Origin of the sequence: Streptomyces sp. ERV7, assembly GCF_001653515.1 — a bacterium.
Classification (GTDB): domain Bacteria; phylum Actinomycetota; class Actinomycetes; order Streptomycetales; family Streptomycetaceae; genus Streptomyces.
The window spans coordinates 848,633-867,641 of the sequence record NZ_LYOY01000051.1; the positions used below are offsets into that span (position 1 = coordinate 848,633).

19 protein-coding genes are annotated in these 19,009 nt (G+C 71.9%); 12 read left to right on the top strand and 7 right to left on the bottom strand.

The genetic code is table 11. From position 1 onward, the window contains the following. Positions 1 to 3: 3 nt before the first annotated feature. On the bottom strand, positions 4 to 561 hold the full coding sequence (locus tag A8W25_RS35190; RefSeq protein ID WP_234386590.1) for a DUF6879 family protein: 558 nt from the start codon (positions 559 to 561) through the stop codon (positions 4 to 6). Between the two features lie 263 nt (positions 562 to 824). Continuing rightward, positions 825 to 1,811, bottom strand: coding sequence for an ArsR/SmtB family transcription factor (locus A8W25_RS26735; protein WP_067165956.1), 987 nt, complete (start codon positions 1,809 to 1,811; stop codon positions 825 to 827). 55 nt (positions 1,812 to 1,866) lie between these two features. Here A8W25_RS26735 and A8W25_RS26740 point away from each other — a divergent pair, with 55 nt between their 5' ends. Together A8W25_RS26740 and A8W25_RS26745 are read left to right on the top strand one after the other, a co-directional pair. Continuing rightward, entirely contained in the window at positions 1,867 to 3,129 is a 1,263-nt protein-coding gene (locus A8W25_RS26740) for an MFS transporter (RefSeq protein ID WP_067165959.1), read from the top strand. 54 nt (positions 3,130 to 3,183) lie between these two features. Next, on the top strand, positions 3,184 to 4,446 hold the full coding sequence (locus tag A8W25_RS26745) for a GNAT family N-acetyltransferase (RefSeq protein ID WP_067165962.1): 1,263 nt from the start codon (positions 3,184 to 3,186) through the stop codon (positions 4,444 to 4,446). Between the two features lie 15 nt (positions 4,447 to 4,461). Here A8W25_RS26745 and tsaA read toward each other — a convergent pair whose 3' ends face one another. Next, entirely contained in the window at positions 4,462 to 4,929 is a 468-nt protein-coding gene (gene tsaA / locus A8W25_RS26750; protein ID WP_158942748.1) for a tRNA (N6-threonylcarbamoyladenosine(37)-N6)-methyltransferase TrmO, read from the bottom strand. Between the two features lie 215 nt (positions 4,930 to 5,144). Between tsaA and A8W25_RS26755 the strand changes: the two genes are divergently transcribed. The 4 genes from A8W25_RS26755 to A8W25_RS26770 all read left to right on the top strand — a co-directional run bounded on the left by A8W25_RS26755 (position 5,145) and on the right by A8W25_RS26770 (position 8,421). Next, positions 5,145 to 6,185, top strand: a complete 1,041-nt coding sequence (locus A8W25_RS26755; protein WP_199831837.1) for a ketoacyl-ACP synthase III family protein — start codon at positions 5,145 to 5,147, stop codon at positions 6,183 to 6,185. Between the two features lie 99 nt (positions 6,186 to 6,284). Beyond that, on the top strand, positions 6,285 to 7,286 hold the full coding sequence (locus tag A8W25_RS26760; protein ID WP_067165964.1) for an FAD-dependent oxidoreductase: 1,002 nt from the start codon (positions 6,285 to 6,287) through the stop codon (positions 7,284 to 7,286). After that, a complete protein-coding gene (locus A8W25_RS26765) occupies positions 7,283 to 8,146 on the top strand; it encodes a hypothetical protein (RefSeq protein WP_067165967.1) in 864 nt (287 codons plus the stop codon). The genes A8W25_RS26760 and A8W25_RS26765 overlap by 4 nt, the downstream gene beginning before the upstream one ends. Continuing rightward, positions 8,143 to 8,421 carry a phosphopantetheine-binding protein gene (locus tag A8W25_RS26770; protein ID WP_234386591.1) on the top strand — a complete coding sequence of 93 codons (279 nt, stop codon included), beginning with the start codon at positions 8,143 to 8,145 and terminating at the stop codon, positions 8,419 to 8,421. Before A8W25_RS26765 ends, A8W25_RS26770 begins: the two co-directional genes overlap by 4 nt. Here the strand turns inward: A8W25_RS26770 and A8W25_RS26775 are convergent. The 3 genes from A8W25_RS26775 to A8W25_RS26785 are packed head-to-tail and all read right to left on the bottom strand — an operon-like array spanning position 8,375 to position 10,975. Next, entirely contained in the window at positions 8,375 to 8,674 is a 300-nt protein-coding gene (locus A8W25_RS26775; RefSeq protein WP_067165970.1) for a muconolactone Delta-isomerase family protein, read from the bottom strand. The two genes, A8W25_RS26770 and A8W25_RS26775, sit on opposite strands and share 47 nt — an antisense overlap. A 13-nt stretch (positions 8,675 to 8,687) precedes the next feature. Next, a complete protein-coding gene (locus A8W25_RS26780; RefSeq protein ID WP_067165973.1) occupies positions 8,688 to 9,920 on the bottom strand; it encodes an MFS transporter in 1,233 nt (410 codons plus the stop codon). Between the two features lie 11 nt (positions 9,921 to 9,931). Then, positions 9,932 to 10,975, bottom strand: coding sequence for a 3-oxoacyl-[acyl-carrier-protein] synthase III C-terminal domain-containing protein (locus A8W25_RS26785; RefSeq protein ID WP_234386592.1), 1,044 nt, complete (start codon positions 10,973 to 10,975; stop codon positions 9,932 to 9,934). Between the two features lie 516 nt (positions 10,976 to 11,491). Here A8W25_RS26785 and A8W25_RS26790 point away from each other — a divergent pair. From A8W25_RS26790 to A8W25_RS26815, 6 genes are read left to right on the top strand one after another with little or no spacing between them, the layout of a single operon-like run. Next, entirely contained in the window at positions 11,492 to 12,454 is a 963-nt protein-coding gene (locus A8W25_RS26790) for a chlorinating enzyme (protein ID WP_067165976.1), read from the top strand. 46 nt (positions 12,455 to 12,500) lie between these two features. Further along, entirely contained in the window at positions 12,501 to 14,135 is a 1,635-nt protein-coding gene (locus A8W25_RS26795; RefSeq protein WP_067165978.1) for an amino acid adenylation domain-containing protein, read from the top strand. Between the two features lie 19 nt (positions 14,136 to 14,154). Further along, positions 14,155 to 14,427: a phosphopantetheine-binding protein gene (locus A8W25_RS26800; RefSeq protein WP_067165981.1), complete on the top strand. Its 273-nt coding sequence runs from the start codon at positions 14,155 to 14,157 to the stop codon at positions 14,425 to 14,427. Between the two features lie 7 nt (positions 14,428 to 14,434). Further along, positions 14,435 to 15,223, top strand: coding sequence for a thioesterase II family protein (locus A8W25_RS26805; protein ID WP_079126416.1), 789 nt, complete (start codon positions 14,435 to 14,437; stop codon positions 15,221 to 15,223). Then, positions 15,220 to 16,398 (top strand): acyl-CoA dehydrogenase family protein, encoded by a 1,179-nt coding sequence (locus A8W25_RS26810; protein WP_067165984.1) that lies wholly within the window; start codon positions 15,220 to 15,222, stop codon positions 16,396 to 16,398. The genes A8W25_RS26805 and A8W25_RS26810 overlap by 4 nt, the downstream gene beginning before the upstream one ends. After that, positions 16,395 to 17,636 carry a benzoate/H(+) symporter BenE family transporter gene (locus A8W25_RS26815; RefSeq protein WP_234386593.1) on the top strand — a complete coding sequence of 414 codons (1,242 nt, stop codon included), beginning with the start codon at positions 16,395 to 16,397 and terminating at the stop codon, positions 17,634 to 17,636. Before A8W25_RS26810 ends, A8W25_RS26815 begins: the two co-directional genes overlap by 4 nt. A gap of 12 nt (positions 17,637 to 17,648) precedes the next feature. Here the strand turns inward: A8W25_RS26815 and A8W25_RS26820 are convergent, their stop codons facing one another. Next, a complete protein-coding gene (locus tag A8W25_RS26820; RefSeq protein ID WP_067165987.1) occupies positions 17,649 to 18,803 on the bottom strand; it encodes an aromatic ring-hydroxylating oxygenase subunit alpha in 1,155 nt (384 codons plus the stop codon). Between the last annotated feature and the right edge of the window lie 206 nt (positions 18,804 to 19,009).

A 19,009-nucleotide genomic window follows, 5' to 3' on the forward strand; every position in this document is an offset into this window, starting at 1 on the left:
CTATTAGACCGGGATGTACTCCTCGTGCGGTGTAGCCCGCTGCCACACCGACTCAAACGCCGATGAGACCAGTTGGATGACCCCCGGCTCAGTCCGCAACTCGCGGTCCACGACCTCCCCGAGGCCGGAAAAGTACGTGAAGAGCACCGACTCGCTGTCGAACATCCACAGATCCGTTCCCGGTAGCGGGATATCAGCCGCCCGACGCCGGGGCAGCCAGCGCACAAGCTCACCCGCCGCCACGTTGGCGAACGTCATGTCGTGCTCATATCGGATGTAGGCCGTCATCGGCTCCGACACGATCCGCGCCCGCCGCATCACGACACCACGCGCTGTCGTCTCCTGCACGAGGTCCCGCCACGTCCCCCACCAGTCGGGCAGGTTCGCAGGGTCACAGTTGTACCGGTGACCAGCACGCCAGCGGGCGAACTCGGGGATCACATCCTCCTCGGTAGCCCGGTAGGACTGGATCAGCAGGTCCCCGCTGGTCTCGTCCAGCCAGATCGTCGGCGAGTCGTCAACGGGCGTGTTCGGGATGATCCCGAGGAAACGCAAGTGCATGACCTCTCCCTGCGTCGATCCGATTGCGGCCGATTGCCTGAGCGTCACCCCTGCTGGCGCACCCGTCAAGGGCGCATCGGGATGCGCGTGGTGGTGGACTCCCGACCTATCGCCAGGGCCACGGACACGCCAAAGTCCCCGCGCTCACCGCCCCGAAGAAAAGAACTCAGCTCAGCCGCAAGCCTTTAGGGGGCGCGGAGAACTGCGCGAGCGGCTCCCACCGGCCCGCAGACAGGCGCGCAGCGGGAAGGGGCGGGGCAACCTCACGCCCCCGGCGACGCCAGCGCCTCGCCCAACCCCGTTCGCGCGTACAGCACCACCCTCCCCGCCCGAGCCCGGCTCACCAGGCCCGTCCGGTGCAGTACGGCCAAGTGGTGGGAGACCGCGCTCGGCGTCACCGACAGGCGGCGGGCCAGTTCCGTCGTGGACGCGGGGCCGTCCAGGGACAGCAGCAGCGTCGCCTTGGGCGCGCCCACCAGGGAGGCGAGGGCCCCGGGCGGGCGCGGCGGGCGGGACTCCCACAGGGTTCCCACGCCCCGCGCGGGGTACGCGATCGTCGGAGGCTCCTCAGGACCCACCGGACTGATCGCGTGCTGCGCGAACAGCGTCGGCACCAGCCACAGGCCCCGCCCGTCCACCGCCGCCCCCAGCTCCAGGTCCCGGTGGACGAACAGCGTGAGCTCGCCGCCCCGCCACACCGCCGTCGGATCGAGCGATGTGAGCACCGCCGCCGCGCCCTCGTGGGTCAGCAGCCGCGCCCGCCACACCATGTCCGCCTCCAGGACGCCCCGCATCCGAGGCCAGTGCGGCGCCATCGCCAACTCCCAGTACGCCTCCAGTACGTCCGCCATCGCGTCCCGCAGCCGGAGCGGGTCGGCGGCCAGTTGGGTCAGGCGCGGGGGCAGGGCGCGGCCCGCGTACGCCGTGCGGACGTCCGCCAGGGCCTTCGACGGCGCCGTCGCCCGGACCCGGCGCAGCTCGTCCCGTACCTCCGGCAGCGGGGAGTCGGGGCGCGGCGTGAGGAAGTCCGGGATCCAGCCGCTGCCGCGCACGACCAGTTCGTCGAGCAGCGCGGTGTCCAGACCGGGGGCCTCCTCCAGCGCCGCCCGCGTCCGCCGCACCCACGGCAGGTGCAGCGCGTACTTGTCGGCGCGCCGCAGCGCCCACAGGCTGGTCGCGGCCTCCAGGAGCGGGGAGCAGGCGAAGCGCATGTCGGCGAGGTCGTCGACGCCGAGGCGGTAGCTGAGCATTGAGCCCCAGCCTAAATGTCTGTCACTGCGCGGCGGAAGGCCGTTGGCTGGGGGCATGTCCTCCACCTCCACCGGGGTGGCAGCCCTGCTGCCACCCCGCGGCCCCATGCGCGCGTACGCCCTCAGCACCCTCGTCGACTGGATCGGCAACGGCCTCTTCCACACCGGCGCGGCCCTCTTCTTCACCCGGGTCGTCGGGCTCGCCGCCACCCAGGTCGGCCTCGGTCTGACGATCGCCGCTCTGCTCGGACCCGCCGTCGCCGTCCCGGCCGGGCGGCTCGGGGACCGGTTCGGCCACCGCCGGGTCTATCTGGCCACCGTGGCCGTACGGGCCGTCGCCTTCGCCGGCTATCTGCTGGTCGACGGGTTCGCCGGCTTCCTCGCCGTCGTCTGCGTCATCGCCCTGGCCGAGAGCGCGTCACGGCCGGTCCGCGGCGCCTACCTCGCCCGTATCGCGGACGACTCGGCGCTGGTCGCGGCCAGCGCGTACACCCGGGTGATGCTCAACATCGGCTTCTCGCTGGGCAGTCTGGGCGCGGGCGCCGCCCTGGCCGTCGACTCCCGTACCGGATACGCGGTCCTCGTGCTGGGCAACTGCGCTTCGTACGCGATCGTGGCCGCCGTCGTGGCCCGGATGCCGGACGACGGCCCGCGGCCCGCGCCGGCCGCCGCCGAGCGGCCCGCGCACCGCCTCGGCGCCCTGCGCGACCGCCGCTTCCTCGCCCTCGCCGCGCTCTCCGGGCTGCTCTACATCAACGCCGACGTCCTCAACCTCGGTCTCCCGCTGTGGATTTCGTCCCGTACGCACGCGCCCACCTGGTCGGTCGCGGTGCTGATGCTGCTCAACACCGCGCTGGCGATCCTGCTCCAGGTACGGGCCGCGCGCGGCAGCGACACCGTCGCCGGGGCGGCGGTCGCGGGCCGGCGCGCCGGGTGGGCGCTGCTCGCCGCCTGCGCGGTGACGGCCACCACGGCAGCCCTCCCGCCGGTGGCCGCCGTGCTGGTGCTCGCGGTCGGAGTGGCCCTGCTGACGGCGGGGGAGCTGCTCTCCTCGGCGAGCGGCTGGGGCATCTCGTACGGCCTCGCCGACCCGCACCGCCAGGGCGAGTTCCTGGGTGCCTGGAGCCTCGGCTCCGACCTGGCGCGGGCGGGCGGGCCGCTGCTGGTCGCGGCCCTGGTCACCCATGGGGGCGTCTCCGGCTGGCTGCTCCTGGGCACCCTGTTCCTGGCGGCGGGAACGGTCACCGGGCCGCTGGCGGCGCGCGCCGAACGCGCGGCCGTCGACCATGGCCGGGCCGCCGCGCCCGTGTCCGGCTGACCGGCCCCCCGAAATACGGATGACTGTCCGATTCGGTCGGGTTAGTGTCGAGGGATGGATCAGCTGCGCTTTCGCGATGTTCCCGAAGCCCATGTCGACCGCGCCCTCGAACTCGGCTACCTCGTCTTCCACGAGCGCCCCGAGGACGAGGAGATCCGCAAGTACCACCGCGAGGCACTCCTCGACTGCGACCGCGTCGGTGCCTACGACGGTGACACACTCGTCGGATTCCTCGCCGCCTTCCGCTTCACGATCTCCGTCCCCGGCGGTGAACTCCCGTGCCCGGGGCTCACGTTCGTCGCGGTGGCGCCCACCCACCGCCGCCGGGGTGTGCTCACCGGCATGATCGGGGAGTTCTTCCGCCGCAGCGCGCGCGAGGGGCGCGCGGTCGCCGCGCTGTGGGCCTCCGAGGCGGCCATCTACGGCCGCTTCGGCTTCGGTTCCGCCACCCACGGCGCCACCGTGGAGATCGACTCCAGCCGCCCGCTCGCCCTGCGCATCGCCCCCGACGAGCGCCCGCTGCGCCTGGTCGACCCGTCGGACGCCCCCGCACTCCTCGGCCCCTACTACGACGCGACCCGCGCCCGCACACCCGGCCGGATCGCCCGCGACGAGGTCCGCTGGCGCAAGGAGTGGCTGGCCGACAAGGACGAGGACGACGAAGAGCTGAGCCCGCCGAGGATCGTCGCGCTCGGCGCGCCGGACGAGCCGCTGGGCGGGTACGCGGTGTACCGCACCAAGGGCGGCGACGACGACGCCGGTACGCCCGGTCTGGTCCGCGTCGACGAGCTGGAGGCCGACACCCCGGCCGGCGCGGCCGCGCTCTGGCGCTATCTGGCCGCCATCGACCTGACCGGCCGGGTGCGCCACTGGGGCGGCGCCCCGGACGACCCGCTGCACCACTTCGCCGCCGACCGCGACCAGGTCCGCGTCACCCAGATCTTCCCGGCGCTGTGGCTGCGCCTGCTCGATGTGCGCGCCGCGCTCACCGCGCGCTCCTGGGCGGCCCCGGCCGATCTGGTGGTCGAGGTGCGCGACGAGCGCGTACCGGCCAACACGGGCCGCTTCCGGCTCACGGTCGCGCCGGAACCGGACGCGGCGGGCACCGACGCGTACACCGCCTCGTACGAACCGACCGACGCCCGCCCCGACCTGGCCCTGGACGTGCGTGAGCTCGGCGCCTGCTATCTCGGCGGCACCGACCCGCGCCACCTCGTGGCGGCGGGTCTGGTCACCGAGCACACCCCGGGAGCGGCGGCGGTCCTGGGCGCGGCGCTGCGCACCGGCCGACTGCCGCACACCGCCGACGAGTTCTGACCCCTGACCCCCGCCCTACTCGTTCTCGGGCGGGGTGTCGGACGTCGGCGAATACGGCTTGATGTCGAGCACCGGAGTGCCGTTGACGAGGTCCACGCCGTCGAAGTGCAGGACGTTGCCCTTCACTTCGCGGACGCGGACCAGGCTCAGGCCGATGCGGTTGTGCCGGTTGGGCGTACGGGTGGCGTAGACGCCGGTCGTACGCCCGCTCTTCTCCCAGCCGCGCGGCACCACCTGGAGCGGCGCGGTCTCCTCGTCGGTCTGGTCGTGCAGCCAGGTCAGCAGCCAGACGTACCAGCCCTCGGCGATGCCGTCGAGGCCTGCGGCGTAGGGGTCGTAGAGCACGACCCGGCCCTGGTCCCCGTAGGCCAAGGTCGCCTGGGGCGGCGCCTGTTGGGGCCGGGCGTACTCCGTCACGACATAGCCGATCGGCGACAGCGGCACGACCGCGTCGGCGCCGAGAGGGGCGGGCGGATGGGACACCACGTATCTCCTCACACTCCGGAACCACGACAACCAAGCAGAACGACAGCACATCCCGAACGACACTCCGCGCAAGCCCGGCGCGCGCTGCCTGAAACGCGCCGGTCGTGCGCGAAGTCGAGAGACAGATGCCTGACAATCAATAACGCTGACAATATAGTGGGCAGCCGGGAGGTACGGCCCGAGTCGTCGGGCCGGTCCGAGGAGGCAGCCCCGTGAGACTGAGTCCGCCGTTACCCGAACCGCCGGGCATAGCCGCCGCCGTGCTCTGGCTCCCGTCCCGCCGCCTGGACACCGCGGACGCGGTGGCCGCCGGGCGGCTCGACCAGGAGACCGCCGACCGGCTCGGCTACCGCGCGCTGAGCGAGAGCCCCGACCGGGCGGCCCCCGAGATGGCCGTGCTCGCGGCCCAGAAGGCGCTCGCCGACGCGGGCTGGTCCGCCGACGACCTCCGTCTCGTCGTCCACGCGTGGATCTACCACCAGGGCCATGACTTCTGGTCCCCGCCGCACTACGTGGCCCACGGCATCGGAGCCCGCCACGCGACCCCGCTCGGGGTGCAGCAGACCTCCAACGGAGGCGTCGCCGCCCTGGAGACCGCCGCCGCCCGCCTCGCCCTGGACCCCACGGTCAACCGGTGCCTGGTGACCACCGCCGACCGGTTCGTGGAACCCGGCTTCGACCGCTGGTCCGGCGACATCGACGTGGCGTACGGGGACGCGGCCACCGCGCTGCTCCTCGACCGCGACGCGGGCCCCTACCGGCTGCTGGCCATCGCCTCGGTGAGCGTCCCCGAGTACGAGGTGCTCTACCGGGGCGACGACGCCTTCACCCCCGCGCCGCGCAGCGCGTACGAGACGATCAGTGCCCGGCGCACCAAGCTGTTCTTCCGGGCGGGCGGCGGCTGGCCCAAGTTCGTCGCCGTACTGCGCCGCTCGGTGCAGCGCGTGGTGCTCGACGCCATCGCCGACGCCGGACTCACCCCGGCCGACCCCCGGCTGCGCTACCTCGTCCTGCCGCGCCTCAGCACCGGCGCGCTCACCCAGTTCTACGGGCCGTCCGTGCACGAACTGGCCCTGCCCCACACCGAGATCCTGGACCTCGGCCGCGACACCGGGCACCTCGGTGCCGGGGACCCCGTGGCCAACCTCGCCACCCTCCAGGCCGACGACCGGCTCGCGCCGGGCGAGGTCGCGCTGTTCCTGAGCGCGGGCAACGGCTTCACCTGGTCCTGCGTCGCGATATCCCACGAATAGACCGGCGGGCGTCACACCTGGCGGGCGCGGAACGTCTTCCCCGTGAGGCATTCCCGCACGGCTCTTTCGTACAGCTTCCACAGTGAGAGGTGCAGTCGAATGACAGAGCGTAACGAGGCCCTGGTCATCGGTGCCGGTGTGGCCGGTCTGACCACGGCGGTGTGTCTGGCCGAGCGCGGCTTCACGGTCCGGGTCGTCGCCGAGCGCGCGCCACGGCAGACCACGTCGGCCGTGGCCGGGGCGATCGTCGGCGGCCCGGCGATCGCCGACGAGACCGAGGCGGAGGCCAAGTTCGCGCCGACCGCGATCACCCGGCCCTGGCACCAGGCGAGCCTGGCCGAGTTCACCGCGCTCGCCAAGCAGCCCGACAGCGGCGTCCGGCTGACCCGTGGCCGGCTGGTCAACCGGCAGGCCACGGGCGGCCACGAGTGGGCCGCCCATCTGCCCGGCTACACGCCGTGCGGGGAGGAGGAGAGCGGCGGGTTCCCGGTGGCGTTCCGGGTCGACCTGCCGACCGTGGACATGCCCGTGTACCTGGAGTACCTGGCAGCCCGGGTGACCGCCGCCGGGGGCACCGTCGAGGTGGGTGCGGTGGACTCGCTGGAGGCGGCGGCCGCCCAGGCGCCGCTCGTCGTCAACTGCACGGGAGTGGGCGCGCGCACCCTGGCCGACGACCCGAAGGTCTTCCCGGTCCGCGGCCAGCACGTGATCGTGGAGAACCCGGGCATCGACGAGTTCTTCTTCGAGCAGAACCCCGGCCCGGACTCGACGAGTTACTTCCCGCACGGGCGCCGTCTGGTGTGCGGCGGCACCGCCGAGCGCGGGGTGTGGAGCATGGACCCGGACCCGGCCAAGACCGAGGAGATCCTGGCGCGCTGCATCGCCGTGGAGCCCCGGATCGCCGGGGCGAAGGTCACCGGCGTCGAGGTCGGCCTGCGGGCCTCGCGGCCGCAGACCCGCCTGGAAGTGGAGCCGGTCGGCTCGGCGCGGGTGATCCACAACTACGGTCACGGCGGCATCGCGGTCGGCCTCTCCTGGGGCTGCGCCCAGGACGTACTGCGCCTCGCGCTCGGCGGCGCCGCCGCCGAAGTCGTGTCATGACAGCGGCCCCGGCGGCCGGCCCGGGTCTGCAGACCCTCCCGGCCGGTCCGACCGTCCTGCTGAAGCGGCTCGACGCGCTCCTGGAGGGCTGGGGGACCGCCGTCGGAGCGGCCCCCATGATCATGCCTCCGCTGCTCCCGGTCGCCGACCTCTCCCGCCTCGACGTGTACGACAACTTCCCGCACCAGGCGCTCGTGGTGACCACGCTGGACCTGACCCGGCATCAACAGGGCGTGCCCTACGAGGAGTTCGCGCCCGGCGCCCTGGAACCCGCGCTCCTCGGGCTTCCCTCGGCCGCCTGCTTCGCCGTCTACCTCCACCACGAGGGCCGCGCCCTGCCCGACGGGACTACGGTGACCGTGCTCGGGCGCTGCTTCCGCCGCGAGGACCACTACGACGGGCTGCGGCGGCTGCTCGGCTTCCATATGCGCGAGATCGTGGCGCTCGGCTCGTACGAGTTCACCCAGGAGCATCTGCGCCGGTTCGAGGAGCGTGTCACCGCCCTCGCGGACGCCCTCGGCCTCGCGCTGCGCAAGGAGGCCGCGACCGACCCCTTCTACGACCGGGGCGGACAGCGGGCGCTGCTCCAGCGGCTCGCGCCGGTCAAGCACGAGTTCCTCGTCGACGGCCTCGCGATCGCCTCGCTCAACGTCCACCGCAACTTCTTCGGCGAGCGGTGCGGGATCACCCTGGACGCCACCGGGCAGGCCGTCCACACCAGTTGCGCGGCCTTCGGCCTGGAGCGCTGGCTCTCGGTCCTTCACACACGGTACGGAAGCTGGGAGGCGGCGACGCGGGCCGTGGAGAAGGCGGCCGCGGCACTCGGCGGGGCGGACCGGACCGGCGGGGCCGAGCGGTGAGGGCGGCCGCCGCCGAGCTGGCGGAGGTGGTCGCCTGGATCGCCGGGCGCCACCCGGAGGCGCCCGGGATCGGCCCGGAGGACGATCTGATCGAGAGCCGGCTCATCGACTCGCTGGGCTTTCTGGAGTTCATCGTGCTGATCGAGCGGCTCAGCGGGCGGCCGGTCGACGTCGAGAACCTCGACCTCGACGACTTCCGCTCGCTGAGCCGGATCGAGCGGGCGTTCTTCAGTGGGCCGGACCCTCGGCCGTCGGATCGTAGCTCGGCGGGCTGATCAGCGGGTACACCTCGAAGTCCAGGTGCAGTCCGGCGGGGCTGCGGTACAGCAGCTGCATCAGCTGCTCGTGCGACTCGACGTCGTAGATGTTGAGCCCCGCCGAGGCACCGACCAGGATCCAGCGGTCCCTGATCAGGCCCTTCTCCTGAAGCTCCTGGGTGTACCGGAAGCCCTCGGCGAGCTTCTCCTGGAACTCCTCGATGCTGATGCCGACCGGGGCCCGCTTGGCTATCACCGCGAACAGCGCCATGGACGTCTCTCCTTCAGTTGAGTGGGTTCGGGGCTTCCTGGTCCACGGGCGGCCCGGCGGGCATCCGCAGGGCGCGGTCGGAGCGGGCGAAGCGCGCCCGCGCGAACGTGCCGACGATCGACACCGGTACGGTCGCGGCGGCCGCGATGCCGAACAGCAGCCCGAAGTCGCCGCGCCCCGCGAGCGGGCCCACGGCGGCCGTGCTGATGGCGGCGCCGGTGAAGACCGAGCAGGCGATGAGCGCGGTGGCGCTGCCGCGCACCTCGGGCGCGGCCGCCTCCAGGATCCACGCCTGGAGCGCCGACTGGCCGACGGCGAGGGCGAGTCCGGCCAGCGCGCTGGCGATCAGGATGCCCGCGACCGACTGGGTGAGCGCGGCCGTGAGATAGCCGGTGAAGAGCAGACCGGTGCCCCAGCCGAACATGCCCGCGCCGGTCGCCCGGGCGTCGACGGCTCGGACGACCACGCTGCCGCCGATCGCCGCCACCCCGTACGCACTGGTCACCAGGCCCGACATCAGGACGCTGCTGCCGTGCTTCTGGAGGGCCGCGTTGAAGAAGTTGAAGAGGCCCATCATCGCCGCGCCCTCGACGAAGGTGAACGGGATGAAGAAGCGGAACCAGCCGTCCCCGAGCACCTGGGCGAAGCGCTGCCGCACACTCGGCCCCGCGACGGCCTTGGGCCGGGGCGCCTCCGGCAGCCGGGTGTAGACGAGGGCGAGCAGCGGCGCCGCGACGGCCGGGATGAGCAGCGCGGAGCGCCAGTTCAGCAGCTCGGTGAGCGCGCCCGCGACGACGGTCGCCAAGGCGGCGCCGACCGCGCTGGAGGACATCAGCGCCGCCATCGTGCGCTGGCGGCGCTCCATCGGGATGTGGTCGCCCACATACGCGACGGTCACCGGGATGAGCGCGGCGGCGAAGCCGCCGGCGATCGCGCGCCCCGCGATCAGCAGGGCGGCGTTGGGCGCGAGCGCCGCCGCCAGGTCCGCGACGCCGAGTCCGAGGAGCGCGGTGCGCAGCACCCGCACCCGGCCCACCCGGTCCGAGACCGTGCCGTGCACCGGCTGCATGATGCCGACCATCGCCAGATAGCCGGTGAGGGCCAGCGTGATGGTGCCCAGGCTGACATCGAAGTCCTTGGAGACGGGGACCATGAGCGGGTTGATGACGACGAGGTCGAAGTCGAGCAGGAAGAACCCGGTGCACAGGACGGCCACGATCCCGCGGTCGCCGAGCTTGTCGGCCATGGGCCGCGCTCTCATCGGGTCACCGCCCGGACCGCGACGCACGACCAGCTGAACCCGCCTCCCAGGCTGAGCAGCAGCGCCACCTCGCCCCCGGCGAGCCGCTTCCCGGAGTGCAGGGCGGCCAGGTTGGCGGCGGAGTCCCCGGCGCCCAGGTGCCCGGTCCCGCCGCCCAGGTTGAGGATCTCGGCGTGGCGCAGCCCGAGGCGTTCGACGGCCGGGTGGAAGAACTCCTGGAGCGGTCCGGCGCCGAGCCGGGGGAGCGTCAGGAACCGCACGCGTGGGTCGTCGGGGGCGAGCCCCGCCTCGGTGAGCGCGGTGTTCACCACGTCGACCACGGCCTCGATGAGCGCCGCGTCGAACCCGGGCTCGGCCCCGGAGGCGACGAACGCCCGTTTGGTGCGGCGCACGTCGACCTGGGGCAGGGTGCGCGGCATCGAGCTGAACTCGTCGTCGCCGCGGTGCATCGTCTCGTACTCGGAGCGGACCACGGTGGCCACCGACAGCAGCTCGTACGGGCCCTGGTCGCGGTCCAGGAGCAGGGCGGTGCCGGCGTCGCCGTAGACGAGTTCGTAGTCGCCGAGCCAGCGGTCGAAGGCGGGCGGCAGGAAGCGGTCGCCGGTGGTGACCGCGGCGCGCGCCACTCCCGGGTCCGCGATCATCCGGGCGGCGGCGACTTCGAGTGCGGCGGCTCCGCCGTTGCACATCTGCTGGACGCCCACGGCGGTGGCGGTCGAGGCGCCGATGTGGTGGGCGACGTAGTTGGCGGGCGCCCAGAAGTCATGGCCCTGGTGGTAGGTCCAGGCATGCGCCACCATGCCGAGCTCCGCCCCGTCCCACCCGGCCGCCGCGAGCGCGTCGGTGGCGGCGAGGACCGCCATCTCCGGTGCCGCGCGGTCGGGGCTCACGGTGACCTCGCGGTAGCCGAGGCGGGTCGCCGTCTCCTCGTCGACCCGGCCGGCCGCGAGCGCGGCCTCGGTGGTGTCGCGCCGGTCCGGGAGCCAGAGGGTCGCGGCCGCGATCCGCAGCGGCGTGGTCAAGGGCGGGGACAGACGCACTGGGTCCTCCCGGAAGGGCCCCGGAGGGCATCGTCAGTGATGCGGATTATCAGCGAGAGTCTTCTCCACCTCGGGATGCCGCGTCAAGGGCCGAAAGGCGCAAGTCGCGCGCCCTCGTGGGCCGTCGCGCGCCCCGGCGGGACCCGCCGTGTGCGCAGCGCGAGCGGCCATCGCCTCCGGCCGCCCGGCGCCCGCACCTTCTGTACGCCTATGCCAGCCTATGCCGGTATCTCCCGCGCACGGCCGATTGTGCGCGGTCCCGGCGGGCCGCGCCGCCCGCCCCCGTACCGGGCCGCGGCTGATCCGTACGGCGGTCCAGCGGCCTCCCATGCCCCGCCACCCGCACGATGTCCGCCGTGTGCGATCGACTGTGCAACTCCGGGGAATAGAAGCGTCCGGAGGAGGTCGTGTGTTAAACAGAGCACAACTCGCCCTCGACTGGCGAGAGTTGACCGGAACAGCACGCATTTACCCGTCCGCTGCCACAGCGGAGTGTCGCTTACACAGAGGTGATGCATGGACGACCTGGCCGGCACCACGAGCACCGACTTCTCCCTGAGCGCGCGGGAGATCGAGCAGTTCCACCGGGACGGATACATCGGCCCGTTCGACATGTACGAGCCCGACGAGATGGAGAAGAACCTCCGCGCCCTGCGCCCCAAGCTGCTCAACACCAAGCGGGCGATCTACGGGCAGGAGAAGGCGGTCTCCGGCGTCACCAACCTCGCCAACTACGACCGCCACCTCGACGTCGACTTCCTCGCCGACCACATCACCCGCCCCGAGATCGTCCAGCGGGTCGCCAGTCTGCTGGGCCCCGACGTGCTCTGCTGGCGCACCGAGTTCTTCCCCAAGTACCCCGGCGACGAGGGCACGGACTGGCACCAGGCCGACAACTTCTCCAACGTCGCCGGCTCCAAGCACCCCCAGATCGTCTGGCCCGAGGACTCCGAGTTCGGCGGCACCATCACCGTCTGGTCGGCGTTCACCGACGCCAGCGTGGAGATGGGCTGCCTCCAGTTCATCCCCGGCTCGCACCGGACCATGAACTACGACGAGTCCAAGGTCATGACGTACGACGCGGACTCCATCGGCAAGGTGGAGAAGGACGGCGTACGGCGCGGCTTCTTCGGCTACGACTACCGCCAGCTCCAGAAGGACCCGAACTGGAGCCCGGACGAGTCCCGGGCCAAGTCGATGGTGCTCAAGCAGGGCCAGTTCATCGTCTTCTGGTCGACCCTGATGCACGCCTCGCACCCGCACGCCGGACTGACCGACAACATGCGACTGGGGTACGCGGCCCGCTATCTGCCGACCCAGGTGCAGGTCTACCCGTTCTCGGACGCCCTCCAGGAGTTCGGCGGAGAAGCCAGCCTCGACAAGTTCGGCTGTGTGATGGTCTCCGGCGAGGACGCCTACCGGCACAACCGCTTCGTCGAGCGGACCGTCAACGGCACGCCCTTCCGGTCGGACCGCTGACCCCCGCTCGCCCACCTCCACTGAGAACGCCGCCACATCCCGAGGGGTGTCTGCGCTGGAAAGACAAACGGGGACCCGACTCACCGGCACCGACGAGGCCTTCGCCCTCCACCGCCGGATCAACCGGACCGCCACCGACTATCCGCGGGACAGCTCCGTGCCCGCGCTCTTCACCGCGACCGCCGCCCGCGCCCCGGACGCGCTCGCGGTGGTGCAGGGAGAGCGCGCGTACACCTACCAGGAGCTCGACCGGCTCTCCAACGGCCTCGCCCACCGTCTGCTCGCCGAGGGCTTCACCCCGGGCTCGACCGTCGGGGTCTGCCTGGCGCGCTCGCCCGAGCTGATCGTGGCGCTGCTCGCGGTGCTGAAGTGCGGGGGCGCGTATCTGCCCTTCGACGTGGGCTGGCCCGACGAGCGGCTGCACGGCCTGTTCACGGACGCCGACTGCCGATGGGTGCTGACCGACCGCCATGAACAGCTCTCCCGGCGACTCGGAGAGTGCCAAGTGCTCGGTGTTGAGGGAGAGTTGGGGGGATCCGACGCCACCCCGGTGGTCGACGTGGACGGCGGCTCCCTCGCGTACGTCAACTTCACCTCGGGCTCCACCGGCCGCCCCAAGGGCGTGGCCGTCCGGCACCGCAGCATCGCGCGGCTGGTCCTCGGCGCCCGCTTCGCCCGGCTGGACGCGGACAGCCGGCTGCTCCAGCTCGCGCCGGTCACCTTCGACGCCGCGACCTTCGAGATCTGGGGCGCGCTGCTCAACGGCGGTACGTGTGTGCTCTACCCGGACGGCCTGGTCCGGCTCTCCCGGCTCGGGCGGGTCATCGACGAACACCGCGTCACGGTCGTCTTCCTCACCACGGCGCTGTTCAACGCCGTGGTCGACGAGGCGCCCGACGCCCTCGACGGGACCGAGACCGTACTGATGGGCGGCGAACTCCACTCGATTCCGCACGTGGCGGCGGCGCTGCGGCGGTACGGGCCGGGCCGCCTCGTCCATGTGTACGGTCCCACCGAGGCCACCACCTTCGCCACCCACCACCCCGTCGACCGGCTGATCCCCGACTCGGGGCTGCTGCCGATCGGCACACCGATCCAGAACACCCGGCTGTATGTGACCGACGGCGACACCCTGTGCGAGCCGGGCAGGACCGGCGAGATCTGTCTGGCGGGCGACGGGCTCTCACCCGGCTACCTCGGCATGCCGGAGCTCACCGCGGAGCGCTTCGTGGACCGGGTGGTCGACGGCGTCACCGAACGGCTCTACCGCACCGGCGACCACGGCACCCTGCTCCCCGACGGCTCGCTGGTCTTCCAGGGCCGCGAGGACGATCAGGTCAAGATCAACGGCTTCCGCATCGAGCTGGGCGAGGTCGCCCACCACCTCGACCGCCACCCCGAGGTACGGCGCAGCCATGTCACCGTGAGCAGCGAACGCGGTGAACGGGCCCTGGTGGCCTTCGTGGTGGCGGACGGCCAGTCCGTCACACCCACCTCGCTGCGCCACCATCTGCGGACCCGGCTCCCCGCGTATCTGGTCCCGGCCCGCATCCATCTGTGCGAGGCGCTGCCGCTGACGCCGACCGGCAAGGTCGACGGCCGCGCGCTGCTCGCCGCGCACGACACCCACACCCCACCCCCCGCCGCCCCGGCCGCACAGCCGGTGGCCTCGCGGGACTGACCGTACGGAGGAGAGGACCATGACTTCCCAGGACTCCCGGGCGGCGCTCGGCACGCCGCCCATGACCACGACCGAGGAGGCGATCGCCGAGATCTGGCGCGGCCTGTTCGGTATCACCGACGTGGCCGTCGGCGACGACTTCTTCGAGCTCGGCGGCAACTCGCTGACCGCCATCAAGTTCCTGTCCCGGGTCGAGGAGCGCTTCGCCGTCGACGTGCTGCTGCCCGAGACGCTCTACGAGGACGCCAGGCTGAGCAGTCTGGCCAAGGCCGTCGACGAGGCGATGGCGTAGGCCCGCCGTGCGCCCCCCACCCCGCGCCGCCGCGCCGCCGAGGACCGCGACGGGCGACCCCTTCGCCCGGTTCGGCGACGACGGCGCGGCCACCACCCGGCTGTACTGCTTCCCGTACGCGGGCGGCGGCACCCAGGTCTTCCGCGGCTGGCAGGAGCGGGTGCCGCCGGGCGTCGGGGTGACCGGCATCCGGCTGCCCGGGCGCGAACAGCGCTTCCGGGAGCGGCCCTTCGACGCCTGGCCACAGGCGCTCGGCGCGCTGGCCGAGGCCCTGGCCCCGGAGACCGCACGCGGGCCGTACGCCTTCTTCGGCCACAGCCTGGGCGCCCGGCTGGCGTACGAGCTCACCCACCGGCTCACCGCGGACGGCCACCGCCCGCCCGAGCTGCTGGTCGTCTCGGCGTGCCGCGCGCCGGGCGTGCCACCGCGCACCCCGCCCATGCACACCATGGACGGGCCCACCCTGCACCGACGGCTGCGCGAGATGAACGGCGTGCCGCCCGAAGTCCTCGCCAGCCGCGCCCTGATGACGCTCCTGGAGCCGGTGCTCCGGGCCGATCTGCGGCTCGCCGAGACCTGGCAGCCCTCGCCCGGGCGGATCGCGGCGCCCATCCTGGCGCTCTGCGGGGAGGACGACGACATCGACCCGTACGAGGACATGGTGGCCTGGAAGCACCACACCGCGGCGGAGTTCACCATCCGGGCCTTTCCCGCCGGGCACTTCTTCCTGCGCGACGAGGAGGAGGCCGTGCTCGCGACGATCTCCGGGCGGCTGGGGACCGGGGGTGCGCGGTGACGGACCCGCTGAGCAGCCCGTCGCCCCATCTCACGCCGGTGCACGAGGAGTTCCGCTCCTCGGTCCGTACGTTCTTCCGCAAGGAGGTCGTCCCCTACGCGGCGGAGTGGGAGCGGCGGCGGGCGATGCCCCGCTCGGCCTGGCACGCCTTCGCCGCCGAGGGGCTCCTCGGCCTCAACCACCCCACGTCCGTGGGCGGCGCCGGCCTCGACTTCTTCCACTCGGTGGTCTTCCTGGAGGAGCTGGGCCGCACCGGCTTCGGGGGAGTGCGCTTCGCGGTGGCGCTGCACGCGTATATGGGCACCAGCTACCTCGCCACCAACGGCTCGGCCGAGCTCCAGCAGCGCTATCTGCGCCCTGCCGTCGCGGGCGATCTGATCGCCGGTCTCGCGATCACCGAACCGCAGGCGGGCTCGGACCTCGGGCGCCTGGAGGCGACGGCCGTCGAGGACGGCGACCATCTGGTGGTCGACGCCGAGAAGCGGTTCGTCGTCAACGGCGGCTTCGCGGACTTCTTCGTCACGGCGGTCCGTACCGGGCCCGGCCGACGCCGCTCCAGCCAGGGCGAGCTGACCCTGCTGGTGGTGGACCGCACCGCCGAGGGCGTCCACGTACGCCCCAACGACTCCATCGCCTGGCGGGCCTCGGCCATGGCCGACGTCAGCATGCGCGGGGTGCGGGTGCCCAGGGAGAACGTGATCGGCCGGCGCAACTCGGGCTTCGTCCAGATCATGAAGAACATGCAACTGGAGCGGCTGGCGGCGGGCATCTCGGCGGTCGGGGACGCCGCCAACTGCCTTGATGTCACCTGGAGATACCTCAAGAGCCGCGCCATGTTCGAGTCGACGCTCAGCGCCAAGCAGGCGGTCCGCCACAAGATGGCCGATCTGCTCACCGAGGTCGAGGCGGTCCGGCTGCTGGCCCACCACGCGGCCTGGAGCTACGCCCGCGACCCGCTGTCGATCACGGCCTGTTCGATGGCTAAGCTCAAGGCCACCGAAGTGGCCCGGACCGTTGCCGAGGAATGCCGCCATCTGCACGGCTCCGAGGGCTTCCGGGAGGGCGCGCCGATCGTCCAGACCGTGCATGACGCCCAAGCCGCCACCGTCGCCGCCGGAGCGAGCGAGGTCATGCGCGACATCGTCGTACAGAGCGGATACGAGGAGTTGCCGTGACCACGTCCGAGACGGAGGCGACCGGCCCCGGCGGCCCACCGGGTCCCGCGCCGGGCCCGAAGCAGGCGCCGGGCCCGATGTCCGACCTGGTAAGGGCCGGGACGGTCGGGCTGATCGCCGCGTTCGTGGGGTTCTCCAGCTCGTTCGCCATCGTCCTCGAAGGACTCACCAAGGTCGGCGCGAGCCGCGCCGAGGCGGCCTCCGGACTGATGGCGCTCTCGGTCTCGATGGGCGCCTGCGCGATCTTCCTCAGTCTGCGGCTGCGGATGCCGATCAGCGTCGCCTGGTCGACGCCGGGGGCCGCGCTGCTGGCCGGCGCGGCCTCGGTCGACGGCGGATTCGCCGCGGCCGTCGGCGCGTTCCTGGTGACCGCCGCGCTGATCGTGGTCACCGGGCTGTGGAAGCCGCTCGGCCGCTGGGTCTCGGCCATCCCGAAGCCGCTGGCCAACGCCATGCTCGCGGGGATCCTGCTGCCACTGTGTCTGGCCCCCGCCAAGGCGGTCCAGGAGAAGCCGGCGGTGGGCCTCGCGATCGTCGGCGTCTGGGCGCTGGTCGGCACCTTCAGGAAGTTGTACGCGGTACCGGCCGCGGTCGTCGTCGCCGTGGTCCTGATCACCGCGACCACCCATATCTCCGCCGCCGACCTCGGACCGCTGTGGCCCAAGCCGGTCCTGGTCACCCCCGACTTCACGGCGGCGGCCGTGATCGGCATCGCGCTGCCGCTGTATGTGGTGACGATGGCGTCGCAGAACATCCCGGGCATCGCGGTCCTGAACGTCAACGGGTACGAGCCCGAGCCGGGCCCGCTGTTCGGCTGGACCGGCGCCTTCGGCCTGGCCTCGACGCCCTTCGGCGGCCACGCGGTCAACCTCGCCGCGATCACCGCCGCCCTGTGCGCCGACGAGAACGCGGGCCCCGACCCGCGCAAGCGCTACCGGGCGGCCGCGATCGGCGGCGGCGCCTACATCCTGCTCGGCCTGGGCGCCGGTGCGGCCGTCGCGTTCGTCGGCGCGGCCCCGCCCACCCTGATCGAGGCGGTGGCGGGCCTGGCGCTGCTCGGCGCGCTCGGCAACTCCCTGGTGGGAGCGGTGACCGACCCCGGCGACCGCGAGGCTGCGGTGGTCACGCTGGTGGTGACGGTGTCGGGGGTGCAGTTCTTCGGGATCAGCGGCGCGTTCTGGGGGCTGCTGGCCGGGGGCGCGCTGTACGCGGCGAAGAGGCGACTGCCGGCGAAGTGAGCTGCGAGGTTGTCACCGGTCCGCGGCTTCTCCGAAAAGCTGCGCCTCGATCGCCTCGTTGTACTTCTGGAGCGCGAACTCCTGCGTACCGAAGCAGTGTTCCTCGTTGGCCCCGCTCGTCAGCCCGATCTGGATCTCCCGGTAGATCTCCAGGTCCTCGTACTGCACCTGATAGGTCAGCTGACGGTTCTCCTCCCACTGCTCGGCACTGCCTTCCCGCACCGATCCCTTCGGCACGATGAGGCGCAGCTTCACGAGCGTCCGGGTCGGGCCGAGTGGGTGACTGGTAATCCACAGGAAGTGGTCCGACTGGTGCAGCACCGTCTCGTTGGGAAAGATCGTGTGGATCACGTTCGCCACCGACAGAAGACGCCGTTCGCTACGTTCCGTCCTGGTGATGAAGTTTATCGAGCGCTTCGGCAGGATCGACCGCAGATGCGGCCCAAACGCATCGAAGAAGAAAGTGCTGTTCTCGAAGAGCGGGTTGGCGCTCTTCGCATGCAGAAACGGGAAGTGGTACCCCTCAAGGGTCCCTTCGACGACCAGCTTCCAATTGATCTCCCACTCCTGGCTCTCGGCTCCGTAGATCTCGTACGAGGAGAGATCCAGATCCGCGATGTCGGGCCGGAAGTCACCCAGGAACGCGTCGAGGTCGGCGCGGCCCGGATTCTCCTCGGGCATCAGCCAGACGAACCCGTACGCCTCCACCGCGGGGAGCGCCACCAGATTGCGTTTCCCCCGCTCGACGCCGGGGAAGCAGTGCGGGCTCGGAATCGCGGCGAGGGTGCCGTCCAGGTCGTAGCGCCAGGCGTGATAGCCGCAGGTGAACTGCTTGCGCTCGCCTGACGGCTCCTTTTCCAGGCGGGCTCCGCGATGCCGGCAGGCGTTGAGGAAGACATGCGCCACGCCGTCCTGGTCGCGGCTGACGATCAACGGCCTGCCGAAATGCTCCAGGGTCGCGAAGGTGCCGGGGGAGGGAATCTCGGAACTGTGCACCAGCATGGAGGGCAACTTCGCGAAAATGCGGTCGAGTTCCGCCTGGTACCACTGCGGTGACCGATAGCGGTCGACGCTGACCCGGGTGTCCGTGTCGGTCAGCGGGAGTCGCTTGTCACGAAGATGCTCCAGGGCACGGTCAAGGATCCGGAGTTCCTCGTCGCGATCCATCCGCCAACTCCCTCCAAGTCCTGCAGGACACAAAGGTGATCATCGGGTTGAGGTTCGGGTGCGCCGCAATTCTATAGGGGTTCCTTTGTGGTGACGAGGGCTGTTCAATGTCAAAAAATACGCGGTTGAACGGGAGTTGTGCCATTCCGTATATCACCGGTAGAACAGCGCGACAGCGGAACACCCTGCGGCCCGACAGGAGTGAC